19 protein-coding genes are annotated in these 14,945 nt (G+C 47.6%); 6 read left to right on the forward strand and 13 right to left on the reverse strand.

Annotated features, from left to right (window positions below):
* Window positions 1-163: 163 nt before the first annotated feature.
* Window positions 164-937 carry an alpha/beta fold hydrolase gene (locus tag OC538_RS08755; RefSeq protein WP_262174449.1) on the reverse strand — a complete coding sequence of 258 codons (774 nt, stop codon included), beginning with the start codon at window positions 935-937 and terminating at the stop codon, window positions 164-166.
* Between the two features lie 289 nt (window positions 938-1,226).
* Entirely contained in the window at window positions 1,227-2,078 is an 852-nt protein-coding gene (locus OC538_RS08760) for an aminopeptidase (RefSeq protein ID WP_262174452.1), read from the reverse strand.
* Between the two features lie 154 nt (window positions 2,079-2,232).
* Here OC538_RS08760 and OC538_RS08765 point away from each other — a divergent pair, with 154 nt between their 5' ends.
* Entirely contained in the window at window positions 2,233-2,589 is a 357-nt protein-coding gene (locus OC538_RS08765; RefSeq protein WP_251693479.1) for a spore coat protein GerQ, read from the forward strand.
* Between the two features lie 277 nt (window positions 2,590-2,866).
* On the opposite strand, the gene OC538_RS08770 is transcribed toward OC538_RS08765, so the two are convergent.
* Genes OC538_RS08770 through OC538_RS08790 form a run of 5 tightly spaced genes read right to left on the reverse strand, consistent with a single transcriptional unit; the run spans window position 2,867 to window position 5,210 of the window.
* Window positions 2,867-3,247 (reverse strand): DUF423 domain-containing protein, encoded by a 381-nt coding sequence (locus OC538_RS08770; RefSeq protein ID WP_251693478.1) that lies wholly within the window; start codon window positions 3,245-3,247, stop codon window positions 2,867-2,869.
* A 59-nt stretch (window positions 3,248-3,306) separates the two neighbouring features.
* A complete protein-coding gene (locus tag OC538_RS08775; protein WP_262174459.1) occupies window positions 3,307-3,570 on the reverse strand; it encodes a YwdI family protein in 264 nt (87 codons plus the stop codon).
* Window positions 3,567-3,743: a uracil-DNA glycosylase gene (locus OC538_RS08780; RefSeq protein WP_251693476.1), complete on the reverse strand. Its 177-nt coding sequence runs from the start codon at window positions 3,741-3,743 to the stop codon at window positions 3,567-3,569. The genes OC538_RS08775 and OC538_RS08780 overlap by 4 nt, the downstream gene beginning before the upstream one ends.
* Window positions 3,744-3,759: 16 nt before the next feature.
* A complete protein-coding gene (locus tag OC538_RS08785) occupies window positions 3,760-4,446 on the reverse strand; it encodes a uracil-DNA glycosylase (RefSeq protein ID WP_262174463.1) in 687 nt (228 codons plus the stop codon).
* Between the two features lie 5 nt (window positions 4,447-4,451).
* Complete coding sequence (locus tag OC538_RS08790) at window positions 4,452-5,210, reverse strand: DUF4230 domain-containing protein (protein ID WP_262174465.1); 759 nt, start codon at window positions 5,208-5,210, stop codon at window positions 4,452-4,454.
* Window positions 5,211-5,564: 354 nt separating this feature from the next.
* Here OC538_RS08790 and thiD point away from each other — a divergent pair, with 354 nt between their 5' ends.
* Window positions 5,565-6,398, forward strand: coding sequence for a bifunctional hydroxymethylpyrimidine kinase/phosphomethylpyrimidine kinase (gene thiD, locus OC538_RS08795; protein ID WP_262174468.1), 834 nt, complete (start codon window positions 5,565-5,567; stop codon window positions 6,396-6,398).
* On the opposite strand, the gene OC538_RS08800 is transcribed toward thiD, so the two are convergent.
* Window positions 6,395-6,538 (reverse strand): hypothetical protein, encoded by a 144-nt coding sequence (locus tag OC538_RS08800; RefSeq protein WP_262174473.1) that lies wholly within the window; start codon window positions 6,536-6,538, stop codon window positions 6,395-6,397. The genes thiD and OC538_RS08800 overlap by 4 nt on opposite strands.
* 155 nt (window positions 6,539-6,693) lie before the next feature.
* Here OC538_RS08800 and OC538_RS08805 point away from each other — a divergent pair, with 155 nt between their 5' ends.
* The 3 genes from OC538_RS08805 (at window position 6,694) to OC538_RS08815 (ending at window position 9,268) form a co-directional block, all read left to right on the forward strand.
* A complete protein-coding gene (locus OC538_RS08805) occupies window positions 6,694-7,044 on the forward strand; it encodes a YojF family protein (RefSeq protein ID WP_251693472.1) in 351 nt (116 codons plus the stop codon).
* A 28-nt stretch (window positions 7,045-7,072) separates the two neighbouring features.
* On the forward strand, window positions 7,073-7,744 hold the full coding sequence (gene bshB2, locus OC538_RS08810; RefSeq protein ID WP_262174476.1) for a bacillithiol biosynthesis deacetylase BshB2: 672 nt from the start codon (window positions 7,073-7,075) through the stop codon (window positions 7,742-7,744).
* Between the two features lie 171 nt (window positions 7,745-7,915).
* A complete protein-coding gene (locus OC538_RS08815) occupies window positions 7,916-9,268 on the forward strand; it encodes a YjiH family protein (protein WP_262174478.1) in 1,353 nt (450 codons plus the stop codon).
* A gap of 51 nt (window positions 9,269-9,319) precedes the next feature.
* Here the strand turns inward: OC538_RS08815 and OC538_RS08820 are convergent, their stop codons facing one another.
* Window positions 9,320-10,264, reverse strand: coding sequence for an L-threonine 3-dehydrogenase (locus tag OC538_RS08820; RefSeq protein ID WP_262174481.1), 945 nt, complete (start codon window positions 10,262-10,264; stop codon window positions 9,320-9,322).
* A 190-nt stretch (window positions 10,265-10,454) separates the two neighbouring features.
* Between OC538_RS08820 and OC538_RS08825 the strand changes: the two genes are divergently transcribed.
* Window positions 10,455-11,111: a hypothetical protein gene (locus tag OC538_RS08825; protein ID WP_251693468.1), complete on the forward strand. Its 657-nt coding sequence runs from the start codon at window positions 10,455-10,457 to the stop codon at window positions 11,109-11,111.
* A 77-nt stretch (window positions 11,112-11,188) separates the two neighbouring features.
* Here OC538_RS08825 and OC538_RS08830 read toward each other — a convergent pair whose 3' ends face one another.
* The 4 genes from OC538_RS08830 to OC538_RS08845 all read right to left on the reverse strand — a co-directional run bounded on the left by OC538_RS08830 (window position 11,189) and on the right by OC538_RS08845 (window position 14,932).
* Entirely contained in the window at window positions 11,189-11,473 is a 285-nt protein-coding gene (locus OC538_RS08830) for a DUF6958 family protein (protein ID WP_251693467.1), read from the reverse strand.
* 303 nt (window positions 11,474-11,776) lie between these two features.
* Window positions 11,777-12,967: a glycine C-acetyltransferase gene (locus tag OC538_RS08835; protein ID WP_262174485.1), complete on the reverse strand. Its 1,191-nt coding sequence runs from the start codon at window positions 12,965-12,967 to the stop codon at window positions 11,777-11,779.
* Window positions 12,968-13,039: 72 nt separating this feature from the next.
* Window positions 13,040-14,146 (reverse strand): nucleotide kinase, encoded by a 1,107-nt coding sequence (locus tag OC538_RS08840; RefSeq protein WP_251693465.1) that lies wholly within the window; start codon window positions 14,144-14,146, stop codon window positions 13,040-13,042.
* 180 nt (window positions 14,147-14,326) lie between these two features.
* Complete coding sequence (locus OC538_RS08845) at window positions 14,327-14,932, reverse strand: hypothetical protein (protein WP_262174489.1); 606 nt, start codon at window positions 14,930-14,932, stop codon at window positions 14,327-14,329.
* Window positions 14,933-14,945 lie beyond the last annotated feature (13 nt).

Raw genomic sequence — 14,945 nt, forward strand, 5'->3', positions numbered from 1 at the left:
TTTTGTGTGCGTGAATTGAGTTATGCGTGATTGCGGGCGTTTATGAGCTTTTGGGCGGATTTATGCGTACATATTCGGCGATATGCGTATTTCTAGAGGTTTATGCGTGAATATCCGGATTTATGCGCTTCTGCAGCGATTTATGCGTGTTTGGCTCATCAGGTCACTCCAAAAAGTTCGAGACGACTTCGATGAATAGGCTAGGCTGTTCGACATTCGGTGCGTGGCCCGATAATTTAAATTCCAGGAAAACACCAGCAGGAATAAGTTGGGCAGTCTCTTCACCGTATTCAGGCGGATTCAGTCCGTCGTGCAAACCGCCAATGACGAGCGCCTCCGCACTGATCCGATGCAGGTCCTTCCTGAAATCGAATCCTTCTAACGCTTTCGAAGCAATCGCCTGCTCATGCAATGTCAATTGCTCACTGTTTTCCGCCGTCTCATGCAGCCATTTCCCGACCGCCTTCTGGTTATGGAACATGTATTTCGAAGCAGCCATCATTTTATCAATAGCAGTCATCCCCGCCATCTCGTCGGCGTGCCGCTCATAAAGCTCCTCCATGGAAGCTTGCTCGCCATGGGATTTCGTCGCGACAAGAACAAGCTTCTTCACCCGGTCGCCGAGTTCAATGGCAACTCCCTGCGCGATGTAACTCCCCATCGACACTCCAATCAGGTAAAATGAATCCAGGCCAAGATGATCGACGAGCGAGACGACATCCTGAATATGGTCCTTCAACTCATATTGCTTCGGTTTTTCAGAATTCCCATGTCCCCGGGCGTCCGGCGCGATGACCCGATACTTTTCTTTGAACTGGTCGATCTCATGCCGGAACATTTCACTATTGCTAGTCAAACCATGCAGCAGCACAAGTGGGAAGCCCTCCCCTTTCTCCTGGTAATAAATCTCCGTCCCTTCCGAATTGAATGTCGGCATCCTACCACTCCTCCGTAAAAGCACTCTGCTCATCCATACCCCAAATACGATTTTTAAATAAACCATGATTGGTCAAGAGCATTTGGCGCGACAGGCGGCACTTCATTCACGCATAAATCCCGCGAATCACGCATAATGCCAATTATCCGAGCATAAATGTCTGCATCCGCTCATAAAGCCAATTTCTCACGCATAAAAAGAAATTTAAACGCATATTTCCATATAATCACGCATAAACCCCAGACTTTCCCGCAAATAAAAAAGAGCCATCCAAGACTGCCCTCACCTTTCAATTCTTTAACCATTCCACTATATCCGCCTTCACGTCATTCCCATGCCAAAACGTCAGCGCGGCATCCTCGCCGATCCGCTCGACGAGTTGTTCGACATAGTCCAAACCGAGGATGTAACCAATCCGGTTATAGCCGAAATAAGAACCGCCGGATAGACGGAACCATTCCTTCTCCTTCGCCATATCCCACTCACCTGAAGCGTCTTCCAAAAAGCGCCGTTTCACTTCGGCTTTATTCTCCTCATAGCACTTCACCCATGGCTCGCCTTCGTCATCGAATGAAAGATAGACCGGCTCCTGAAGTCCCGGAACAATTCGTTTCGATAAATACGTGGCGGCCCCTTCTGTGAATAGCGTCGTCAAGCCATGCCCCCAATCGACAGTCGACCAATCGATCCCAGCGCGCGAGGCAAGCGCAAAATGCGTGACGTGGCCGATTTCATGCGCAGTGATCACTTTCAAATGGTCGCGCTCCGCAGAAAGCTTTTCAACCGCAAAGTAGATTTCACGTCGATTATCCCTCGTCACGAATGCATTCGAGCCGAACGTACCAACCATCAGTTTGAATGAAAGCTCCAAGCCCAGTCCGAACATCTGCTCATACTTCTCATCCATTTCTTGAATAACGTCGGGTAAACTCGCAGAGATGGAACAGATGTCGCCGATTTTTCCTTCATATTTCTGGAGGGCCGCTGATAGTCGCTCCTCCGTCCTCGGACAATGGATTGGAAAATACTTTTCATAGATTTTCGCATGCTCAGTAAGATACGATTCCAAGTCGTCAAGTGTTGGCTGTTCCTGGGATTCCCAGAACTCCAAGAAAACCGGAATGCTATTTTCAATATGCATTTACTCTCCCCCCTCCCACCAGTATACATATTTTTCAGTCATCATTGAAAGTTCAAAAGCATATGGTGGAACCGAGGGGTTTATCCCGTAGCGTATCGCTTCTCCCCTACTGAACAGGATTGCCCGCAAGTTTAAAAATGAAAGGATGAAAAACATGGTTCAATATTATTGGTATCCAGGTTTTCAACAGCAACAGCAACAAATGCAAATGCCTGCAACACCGCCACAAATTCCATCGTCCGGAGGAAGGCCGCCATTCCGGGAGGAGTCGTATATTGAAAACATCCTCCGCCTCAACCGCGGCAAACCCGGCGTATTTCATTTCTCCTTCGAACATGCCGTAGAAGCCGGAAAAAACACACTGGCTATCCCGGGGATGGTGGAAGCAGCCGGGCGCGACCACGTCATTTTGAGCACAGCCGCCGGCAAACGCTATTTATTGCCAATGATCTACTTCGACTATGCAGAGTTCAACGAAGAACTGAATTATTTCAACCAGCAGCCAATGTAAAACAAGTCTTCCGTTGCCTATTGCGGCATCGGAAGACTTGTTTTTTTTGTTCAAGTGCTAAATGTATTTAATGAAGTATTGGAGAGGCATAGAGTTGTTTTGGTTGCGCGGAGGCTTGCTTTGGACGCGGGGCAGTTCGCTTTGGACGCGGAGACGCCGACTTTGGACGCGCGGCGGCTTGTTTTGGACGCGGGCCACTCATGGGTCCCCTCACTCCCCCACGACGCGATTCAAAAAAACGGTCTGAAGAACTGTTGCTCTTCAAACCGTTTCGATATTATCTTCCGAACTTTACCGCTGCAATGATGAGCATGATCCAGCCCGCGATGAAGGCGACGCCGCCGATTGGGGTGATGGCACCGAGAATGCCGATGCCGGATAGGCTCAAGATGTAGAGGCTGCCGGAGAAGATGATGATGCCGGCGAGCAGCAAGTAGCCTGCCCATGTCAAAGCGGTTGACGTCCCGAAGAGCGATGAGCTCATGAGGATGCCGACTGCGATGAGTCCGATTGCGTGGAACATTTGGTATTGGACGGCTGTTTCCCAGATGGCTAGGTACCGTTCGGACAAGCGCTCTTTCAGTGCGTGTGCTCCGAATGCGCCGAGTGCAACGGCAATTGCCGCGTTGACGGCGCCTGCGATGATGAAAAATGGCATATGATTTCCTACTTTCCGCTTGTGTTGATTCTCTCTATAACATTTTCGCCTTACAAAGATTAGAAGTCAAAGATCGAGCCGCCATTCGCGTCTTCCTCGTCCAGCGGCCTGCCTTCCAATGACGAAATCCGCGGCTTATGGGAGATTGCCATCGTTCTCGGCGTAATGATCGGCTCGTCTTTCTTTTCATTGCTGACGAGCACGACTTGGCAGAGCGCCCGAATCGCTGTCAGCGCCTCGCGGACGGCTTGGTCGTCGTCTGCGTTTTTTGCGTAATTGAGCTGGCGCTGCATTTCCTCGATGATCCGTTCCGTTGAAATCATTGTCTAGCACCCCCTTTCTTCGGTTCGTATTTCATACATTCCATGCCCGATGATCGCCTCACAACGATAGACGGCAGTTCACGAGTCTTGAAGCCATATGCCTTGCAGCCACGCGGACTTTTCGGATCCCATGTTACGAAGAAGTATTGACATTGAAAACAATTTACAGCCATGCCCCCACCTCTTCCCTTACAGCCCGTCGTCTGTCCGGCACCAGTCGATCGGCGTTTCATTCCACTCTTCCAAAATGGCGTTCGCCGTGGAATACGGCCGACTTCCGAAAAAGCCGCGGCTCGCGCTGAGCGGGCTCGGATGGACAGATTCGATGATGGCGTTCTTATTCAGATCGATCAGCTTTTTCTTCTCTTGCGCAGGGCGCCCCCAAAGGATGAAAACGACCGGCTCGTCCCGTTCGGACAAACAGCGGATCACTTCGTCGGTGAACTGCTCCCACCCTTGCTTCCGGTGGGAATGCGCCTCCCCTTGCCGTACTGTCAAGACGGTGTTCAGCATAAGCACGCCCTGCTTCGCCCAACCGGTCAGGGTTCCCGTTTCAGGAATTGCGCACCCGATATCGGACTGCAATTCCTTGAACATATTCCGCAAGCTCGGCGGAATCCTGACGCCAGGCTTCACCGAAAAACTGAGGCCATGCGCTTGGCCGGGACCGTGGTACGGATCCTGTCCTAGAATAACCACTTTCACGTCCTTGAATGGCGTCAGCTTGAAAGCTGTCCACATATCCTCCATAAGCGGATACACTGTGTGGCTTTCGTATTCTGTTTTTAGGTAATCGCGAAGCTGCAAGTAATACGGTTGATGGAATTGCTCCGCAAGCACTCGATCCCAATCGTTGCCGAACCTTAGTTTCTGCAAACATCTCACTCCTTGAATTCAATCGTCACGTCGTAGCCCGCGAATGAAAACATTTCCTTCAATGTTTTTTCTGCGTTGAATTGTGCCGTCTTCAGCACTCCCTGCCCGGTCGCTTCCTCGATGATGAGGGTCTTCGCTTCGGCGGCCAGTTCGTATGCCTCTTCGATATCCGCCTTTTGACGGAAGGCGCCTTCATAGGAATACACTTCGACTTGATCGAAATAGATTTCCGCTCCTCCGAGGAAGGTTGCGGCCGGCAATGTAAGCTTCGCGGTTTTGCTCTTTTCATTTATGACTACATCTTTTTCAGTAAGCTTGGACAAATCGACGCCCGCCTTCACCGAGCCCGGAATGACGACGAGAAGTTGCCGCTTCGTCCCCGGCACATTGAGACCGATGCTCTGGCCGAATAATTGGTTGTCCTGCCGTTCGATGATGACTTTCGTATAGGCTTCAGCTGTCGCCATTTCGTTCAATTCTTGTATTTGTTCAAGGAACACACCTTTCTGTTCCGTGAAGGTGCTCCCTAGTTTTAAAAATTGGAAGGCGATGAACGGAAGTGAAATGACGGCAAGCAGGAGGAGTACGGCCAGCAGGATTGCTGATCGTTTCCACATTGACAGGAATCTAAATGGCATGCGCGGACGCCAAGATTTCTTTTTCCTGCCTAACGCTTCTTCAACGGTGACGGCACTCTCGGATTCTGAAGCCTTCAATTCTCTCAGCAGTTTTTCAATCTCCTGCAATTTCTTTTTATCTTCCATACCCTTTTCTCACCTTCCTTCGACACTCGTAATCGCATATTTCTACATATAGTTGTACGTTTAGACTAGCCGAAAGTTTCGTAGTGGACAACAGATAAGCATGCAGCTATCAGCCTTTCATTCCAAAACCTGCAAAGCGCATAAACTCGTCGATTCGCGCATAAAATCATCCATTCACTCATAAACTTCCGCAGACGCGCATAAATCCTCATCTCCGCTCATAAATCCCCGCAATCACGCATAAATGTCGATATTCACGCATAAACCGCCTCCCGGTTGGAATAATTGTATTCTTTCATCAATTTGATTACTATTAACTGTGAATGCAATCCAACAAAAAGGAGAAATCCAACTATGACTATGAAAAAGACTTTAACTATTGCAGGATCAGATACGTCAGGCGGCGCGGGAATCCAGGCCGACCTGAAAACATTTCAAGAGCACGGAACATACGGCATGACAGCTCTGACGGTCGTCGTGACGATGGATCCCGATAATAATTGGAGCCACAACGTCTATTCCCTTCCTGTTGATGTATTGAAAGCGCAAATCAAAACAGCTCTTTCGACAGGCATCGACGCGATTAAGACAGGCATGCTCAGCACAGAGGAAGTCATCCAAACTGCAGGCGAGGCGATTGCGGAATCCGGACTCGACCACGTTGTCATCGATCCTGTCATGGTTTGTAAAGGCGAAGACGAAGTCCTCAATCCGGGAACTGTCGACGCAATGGTGGAATACTTGCTGCCGAAAGCGGAAATTGTGACGCCGAACTTGTTCGAGGCAGGTCAGCTGGCAAGCATGAAAACCCCTTCTACAATTGAGCAGATGAAATCTGTGGCGGAAAAAATCCATTCACTCGGCGCACGTAACGTCATCATTAAAGGTGGTAAACAGCTCCAACATGACAAAGCGGCGGATCTGTTTTATGACGGCAAGACTTTCACATTGCTCGAAGCGGAAAAAACGGCTACACATTACAACCACGGCGCGGGCTGCACGTTTGCCGCAGCCATCACGGCGAACCTTGCAAATGGGCTTGACGTGAAAGAAGCGGTTATCGAAGCAAAGAAATTCGTTTCCGCTGCAATTGCGAACGGCTGGAAGTTGAATGAATACGTCGGCCCCGTCATGCACGGCGCCGCGAATCGTGTAGGCGCACCTGAAATAACAGCGACAGAGATTTAATTGTATAAAGACCAGAAGAGGGCTTCCTCTTCTGGCTTTTTTAGTTTATCGTTCATTTCCCGGCAGATATCGATCATTTCCCAGAGGATATCGATCAATTCAGCCGACTTATCGTTCATTTCCCAGAAGTTATCGATCATTTCCCAAGTTTTATTGTTATTTTGTTACCTTTGACCCACTCCATCATAACCCTGCAACCACCCTCTGCTTTTGTCTCAAGCCGCGTCAATCGCATTCAGCCACACATTTATATATACTTAATTCATGTGCATTTTGTAAGAAGGAGGATTTATTCATGGAAATCGTGAAACCGGATCGGTTGCAGGAATTGCTGAATTCCTATGCGAATAAAGACGTTTACATCCATCTTGAAACGACGAATGGCGCATATGCTGCCCATTTCAAGGAAGGATTTTTCAACGCCGGGGCATTCATCCGGAATGTCGTCGTCAAATATGAGCTTGGCAAGGTGGCAGGCGAATCGCCGCATCGGGTCGGCCTGAAGCTTCCTTCGGGTTGGATTTATGCGCAAGGCATCACTCACTATACGGTCGACGAGCACGATCGGCTGCTCATGGCAGGGCTCGATCCGGACGGTAAACTTGCCGTTGCGCTCGAAATAAGCGAAACACCGTTTACATATTAAGCAACTTGATTGTGAAGGAGGCTTTTCGATGATTAAAGAAGAACGCCACGTGCTCGTCATTTTTCCACACCCAGACGACGAAGCTTTCGGCGTGTCAGGTACGATTTCCACATATCTCGAAATGGGGGTCCCCGTCACGTACGCCTGTTTGACACTGGGCGAAATGGGACGGAATCTTGGCAATCCCCCGTTTGCGAACCGTGAAACACTTCCGCAGATCCGCAAGCAGGAATTGAAGAACGCGGCAGCCGCCATGGGACTGACGGACCTTCGGATGATGGGCTTGCGCGACAAGACGATTGAATTCGAGGACGATGAAAAGATGATCAAGCTCGTCTCCGATTTGATTGAAGATACGAACCCGTCCCTCATCATCACGTTCTATCCGGGTCTCTCCGTCCATCCTGACCACGATGCAACGGGACGCGCTGTCGTCGGTGCCGTCGGAAGGATGAAGGAATCCGAACGCCCGACGTTGTATACGATTGCGTTTGCGAATAACACTGCAGAAATACTTGGCGCACCTGACGTCATCCATAATGTTGAAGGAGCTGCGCAGAAAAAGCTCAATACATTGAACGCACACGCGTCCCAGACCGTCTGGATGATGCGTGATATGGAAAAAAGACTGGCCGAAAAAGACCCGGAAGCATTGAAATGGCTACACGAAGAGAAATTTTTCACCTATCGTTGGGAATAGACAAAAACAGCCATGCCCCGTTGCAATTGCAGACGGGGCCTATTTATAACTTCATCAAAAAACTGAATAGTTCAATTTCCATCCATTGTATTTACAACTGGATGAAAACCCGATAGTATGTATGATTATACAAGAATAACGATATTTTATTCATAAAGGAGCAAGAAAGAGTTGAAAAAACATCATTTATCCACATGGCTCTACTTTCTAATTCCATCCATACTCGGCGTTATCCTTTTCATGATCCCTCTCAAATTCGGGGAAGAATGGAAAGTTCCAATCGCAAAATTCGCGGATATCCTGTCCGGTTGGCTCGAACCTGCCATGCCGATGACTGCAATGATCATTATTGTAATCGCGGCAATCGGCTCGTTGCTGTATGCTTTCATTCCGCGTTCAAGTTCCAACCCTTCTCTTATGGAAGGATTATTCAAAGTAACACCGTTCTGGACAGTTACCCGTTTAATCGGGGCTGTATTCGCTATCATGGTCACATTCAAAATAGGACCTGAAGCAATCTGGAGCGAAAACACGGGCGGCTTGCTTCTCGCACCGGATGGCCTTGTGTCATTCTTATTCACAATCTTCCTTTTCGCAGGTCTTTTATTGCCATTATTATTGAATTTTGGCCTGTTGGAGTTCTTCGGGACGATGATGGTGAAAGTGATGCGTCCTTTATTCAAACTTCCTGGACGTTCCTCCATCGATGCGCTCGCTTCATGGATCGGCGACGGAACAATCGGTGTCCTATTGACGAGTAAGCAATACGAGGACGGCCATTACACACAAAGAGAAGCCGCAATCATTGCGACGACGTTTTCAGTCGTTTCCATTACGTTTTCACTCGTCATTATCGACACGGTCGGCATGTCGAACTACTTCCTTCCGTTTTACGGGACGGTGCTGTTGACAGGTATCATTTTGGCGCTCATCATGCCCAGAATTTATCCGCTCAGAGGCAAGAAATCCGAGTACATAGACGGCCGTCCTTTCACGGGGGATGATGAAAAACTTCCTGAAGGCTATAATGTGTTCAATCACGGACTCGAAAACGCGCTTGATACCGCTTCAAAGAATCGTTCCATCGGCAAGATTTTCACAGACGGTATGCGCAACGTGCTCGATATGTGGATCGGCGTTGCACCGGTCGTCATGGCTTTCGGTACAGTAGCGCTCATGCTAGCGGAATACACAGGCGTCTTCACGTTTTTAGGGAAGCCGTTTGAACCGATCCTTTCCGTATTGGGCATTCCGGAAGCTGCGGCAGCGGCACAGACGATGGTCGTAGGTTTTGCGGACATGTTCTTGCCGGTCATTTTGGCTGAAGGCTCCATCACTTCGCCAATGACGTTGTTCACGATTGCGACGATTTCAGTCGTCCAGCTAATTTACATGTCCGAGGTCGGCGGTTTGATTCTCGGAACGAAAATTCCTATCAACATTTTGGATTTAATCATCATTTTCCTATTGCGTACGTTAATCGCCCTGCCGATCGTTGCAGGCGTTGCACATTTATTATTTTAATTGGCCTAAAAAGCCGCTGATCCCAATTTCGGATCAGCGGCTTTTTTCATGTTACGCTTTCAATTTCTTCTTCAGTTTCTCCAGCATATCCACAGTCATCGCATCCAAATCATATGATGTCTTGAATCCCCACTCTGCGACAGCCGCTGATGAGTCGATGTGATCAGGCCAGCTGTCCGCAATCGCTTGGCGGACCGGGTCGACGTTATACGTCAATTCAAAATCCGGAATATGCTTTTTGATCGATGCTGCGATCTCGCCCGGCTCGAAGCACATCGCGGTCACATTGAACGCGTTGCGGTGCATCAATTTGGCAGGATCCGCTTCCATCAGGTCGACAATTGCTTGCAAGGCGTCCGGCATATACATCATATCCATGCACGTGCCTTCTGCAATGAAGGACTCATACTTCCCGTCCGTAATTGCTTTATAGTAAATATCCACGGCGTAATCGGTCGTTCCCCCGCCTGGCTGCGCCACGTAGGAAATCAATCCCGGGAAGCGCACACCGCGCGTGTCGAGGCCGAATCGGTGGAAGTAATAATCGCATAATAGCTCACCCGAGACTTTATTGACACCATACATCGTCGTCGGTCGTTGCAATGTGTCTTGCGGTGTATTCAACTTCGGTGTCGAAGGGCCGAATGCCCCGATCGAGCTGGGCGTGAAAAATTGCATGTTGAGCTCGCGCGCAGTCTCAAGCGCATTCATGAGTCCGCCCATGTTGAGGTTCCAAGCAAATAGCGGTTCAGCTTCGGCTTTAGCTGATAGAAGCGCCGCCATATGCATAATCGTGTCCGCACCGAAATCCTTCGCCACGTCGTGCATCTTCTTGCCATCCGTCACATCGAGGACTTGGAACGGTCCCGCAATCGGCTCGAGCGGTTGGCGAATATCTGTCGACAACACATTTTCTTCGCCATATTCTTTCTGCAACTTGCCAATTAATTCCGAACCGATCTGGCCAAGTGCTCCGGTCACCATAATTTTTTTCAATACTGACTCCTCCTACTATTCAAATGCTTTTATGGAAAGGACATAATTTTTTAATAATTGAATAAACCCATTAACATCAATATAAAAAGATTATATTATGTGCGCCTGTAAAACACAACAGCTTTTCCTTCCTTATCAGCTTTTCCCTATATTTTTCTGGTATACTATAGAAAAAACCTTGAGGTGCACAATGTTCAGTAAATATATGAATTTAATTTTAGTCATCATTAGTAGTGCCTTGTTGGCGGTGGGATTATTTTTGTCCGGCATGCAGACTTGGCTCGTTTTCACGATTATTATGGCGTTCACATTCATTTTGACGATGGGCTATCCATTCTATATCATCTACAGAACGAGAAGTTTGAAACTGATTGACCGCTATTTGGCCAACCACCGGAGTAAGCCGATCTTCAGCTATGCGTACGCCCTCGCCCATGGAACAGATAAAGAAATAATTGATTCGCTGAACAAAATATTGAAATCCTATCCCCAGGCGGAAGTGCAAGATATCTATAATGCCAATCTGTTAGTGTTCCGGAAGGATTGGAGACGTTTGATTGACACATCGAGGTCGATGACAACAACTTTCTATCGTGATTATTATGCAGGTATCGGGTATACAATGAGCAATAATAAGGAGAAGTCTTCCGAATCGTTATCGAAGGTAGGAACGCCTTGGATGGTCCATTCCTTGAAGGCGGTCATCGCATTGAAGCAGGGACAAAGGGATTCATTCCAAAAAGAAGCGGCGCTAGCGACGAAGCAGGCAGTCGGCATGCAACGCTACGTCATACATCATATGTTGAATCGAATGGCGGAGGGTGTTTTTCCGACGGAAGAAGTGTAAGAGATAGGAGAATAATGGAGAACGCAAAGAAGCCGATCTTTATCTAAGATTGGCTTTTTTTCATCTATCAATCGCGCTTACCCTATGGACTTCACAAATAGTTTACCGTTGAGCATTGAGCATTCCAGTTGGCCCCTCGCATCAAGGTCCGTCACAATCGCTTCCATGTACCACCGGTTGTTCCCATCGAACGGCGTCAACCTTATTAATGTCCTGTTCGACAGTTCCTCGAATGAAATGATGTCGGCTTCGCGGATGATCGTTAGCATTATCTTTTTAATTTTTTCATATCTGAACTTTACAATCGACGCTCCGGCTCTGCCATTCGATTGCAAAAGTTGGACGCTTTCATTATATCGCATTTGTGGCCCACCTTTTCAAAGTGTTCTGCTCACTATCTATTACCCTTTATGACTAGAATTAATCCTCTTTTCGATAAAAAAAGACGCGGAGTTCTCGTTAATCAGCAAAGTGTTCTCATTCTTACGCCAAAAGTTCTCGTTACCCGGCAAAGAGTTCTCGTTCTTACGCGAAAAGTTCTCGTTAACTAGCATAGAGTTCTCATTACTCACTGAAAAGTTCTCGTTGCCGCGCTTGGATTTCTCGTTCTTCCATGAAAAAACTGCCGCATCAGCTTTACGCTGATACGACAGTTTTTTTACACTTTATGAAATGACGCCGAGTTCTTTACCTACTTTTTCATAAATAGCAAGCGCGTCATCAAGCATTTCCTTCGTATGGGAAGCGATCGGCATATTACGCACGCGGCCTTTACCCTTCGGTACTGTCGGGAAGACGATCGACTTGGCATAGACACCTTCTTCGATCAACCGTTGCGAGAATTGTTGCGTCAGTTTCTCTTCACCGATGATGCATGGTGTAATCGGCGTTTCAGAAACTCCGATGTCGAAGCCCAGTTTTTTAAGGCCTTCCTTCAGATAGTTCCCATTCTCCCAAAGCTTGTCATGCAGCTCCGTCGACTCTGAGATTTTATCCAACGCGCCCATGATGGCCGCAACGTCGCCTGCAGGCAATGCAGTGGAGAATAAAAACGGACGGGAGCGCACTTTCAACCAGTCGATCAACGCCTGAGTCCCGGCAACATAGCCGCCGACGACGCCGATCGCTTTCGATAATGTGCCGATTTGGAAGTCAATCTCTTTTTCAAGACCGAAATGCTTTACAGTCCCTTTCCCTTTTCCTGTTACACCGGATCCATGCGCATCATCGACGTAAGTGATCAAGTCGAATTCCTTCGCGATCTCCACGATTTCAGGAAGCTTTGCGATATTACCGTCCATCGAAAACACGCCGTCCGTAATATACATTAGCTTTCCATATTGGCCGGATTCCTTCGCTTCCTTCGCTTTCGCACGCAGATCGTCCATGTCCTGGTGCTTGATGCGGATGATTTTCGCACCGGAAAGACGGCAGCCGTCGATGATGGAAGCATGGTTCAGTTCATCCGATAGAATGGCATCCTGCTTAGTCATGACTGCAGAAATTGCTGCCATATTGCAGTTGAAACCGGATTGGTAGGAAATCGCCGCTTCCGTCCCTTTGAATTCAGCAAGTTTCTTCTCAAGTTCAATATGGATATCGAGCGTTCCGTTGATTGTCCGGACAGCACCTGCACCGACGCCGTACTTTTCCGTCGCCGCGATTGCAAGCTTTTTCAAACCTTCGTCTGTCGCCAGCCCTAAATAGTTGTTTGAGGAAAGATTGATTAAATCTTTTCCGTTGATTTTAATAACTGGACCATTCGGACCTTCCACCGGGTCGATTACATTGTAGAGGCCTTGGTCGCGCAGTTCCTGTAAATTTTCCTGTAAAAACGCATCGAGAACTTTTGACAAAATGATCTTCCTTTCAAACGGTTGATGCCCCCATTTTAGCATATGCGGGCAAAACTCGCAGAAGGAACTGTCTTAGACGTCAATCCATCTTGAAAGTTGACGTGTTTTCTCCTCAAAGGATTTCCGGATAATTGTCTGATCGACGATTTCGCGCAGCCTGTTTTCGCTATGCGCATACGCATGCATATAGCCTGTCGCGTCCATGATTTTCTCTTTATACCGGCCGCTGATTTCGCGTATCTTCTCTTCTGCTTCCGCATCTTCCGTGCACATCGAAACGAGATCAAGAATCTCATCCAATGGACTCTCTGGATCATATTCATGTGGCTGTGTCGCGTCGAAAAGGCAAACCGACAACTCCGGGAACAAAAGGATGTCGACGCTTTTCGGATCAAGTCCACACCAACCGTAGAGGACATCTATCCCCCGGCTTTCTGCCTCCTTTCCGAGCGCCTTCAACATGGTCGATTTTCCCGTTCCGGACAATCCTTTCATGAGGATTCTCCTCTTCGTCCAGCTCGTGATAGAGGGAATGAAATCGCGGGACCCGCCCGGTGATAACGAGCCGGCAATCCGATGTGATACTGTCGATTTCTTACGCAGCTTCATTGTGCCGAATAGCTCTTCCCTCAAAGAGACGGTCATTTGCTCATGTTCACTCCACATCATCCTGACGATATTCACTTGCTCCCACTCGTCATGGATCCGCAATGCTTCGGACATGGATTGCATCATTTTGGTAAATACGAGGTTTGATTCTTCCACAACATCGGCCATTTCTGTCGATCGGTTTTGCAGTTTGTCCTCGTCATACGCATCATAAAAGCTGATGACGTGGTGGCGGCCGCCGATTTCGGTCGGCTCAAGCGAAACGGGGTGGGATGCTTGGAGAATGAATAAATTAATGTCTTTTACAAATATGGCATCCGTATTGTCAGGTAGGACGGGATTGTTAAAGCGGTCCACGTCATAGCCCCTTTTGATGAAATGAGCTGCCGCGTCGTTCAAAACTTTGGATATCGCGTTCGACGGCGGCGCTTTCAAAAAGATCGTTTTGTCAGCGGTGGCAATCAATGTATCGTATTTGTGCGCGACCCCTCGCCCTGTATAGGCTGTCCCCATGTATTCCGTTATTGTCCCGTATATGATGACCATCCTTTCCCAATTGACTACTTGCATTTCTACCATATGCCCAGTCAATAAAAAAAAGCACGGCTTGTCTTCGAAAGGGTTCGGTTGAGGGGAGAAAAGTGCAAATGACAACGTAAATAACCAGGTTAATCAGTATATATTTCAACAGTCAAAAGAAGTTACAAGTTAACGACAGGAACAAGTTTCCTACATCTTTGTTACATTAACTTATATACAGAAACTTTCACCGATACCCCTTGAACAATGCTCTCGTTCTTCAGCAGATTCTATATACCAAAATCCATTCTCTTTTTTCATCGTTAATTTGATATCGCTTCCAGCAGCAGAATCATCATGAAGGCCATAACTCATGATATAACCTAATGCATTATTCTCATCCAAAAATTTGATTCGTGAATTGATTTCCCAAATTTCTTGCCCTAAATAATTACTAACTTCTACATCAGTCATGAAAGCTAAAAGGAGCTTTCCTGGATTTTCCCAAGTTTGATTTGGCGTTGAAAGCGATTTATCAAATTCACCTTCTAATTTTCTCCAACTTGTAATTTCTTGCTTATAACCCATTTCTTCAGAAAGGGAATAGTCTGTTACATACTTCCATAGTTGAACATCAGCATCACTCCAAAGTCTTGGGGCATCATCTTTAGAAATTTTGATGTAGTCCTGTTCTTCTGCCCCATCAAGTTGCTGATGAACAGCTTCATCGGAAACTTTCCCGGAGTTGATTTCTGGTTTTGTTCTTTCATCCGTTATTGTTTCCGCTGAACAAGCCGACAACAAAAGAATAATCACCATTATACTTATTTTTTTCAATTCCCTTGTCTCC

Origin of the sequence: Saccharococcus sp. Marseille-Q5394 (assembly GCF_946901335.1) — a bacterium.
Lineage (GTDB): Bacteria > Bacillota > Bacilli > Bacillales_A > Planococcaceae > Sporosarcina > Sporosarcina luteola_C.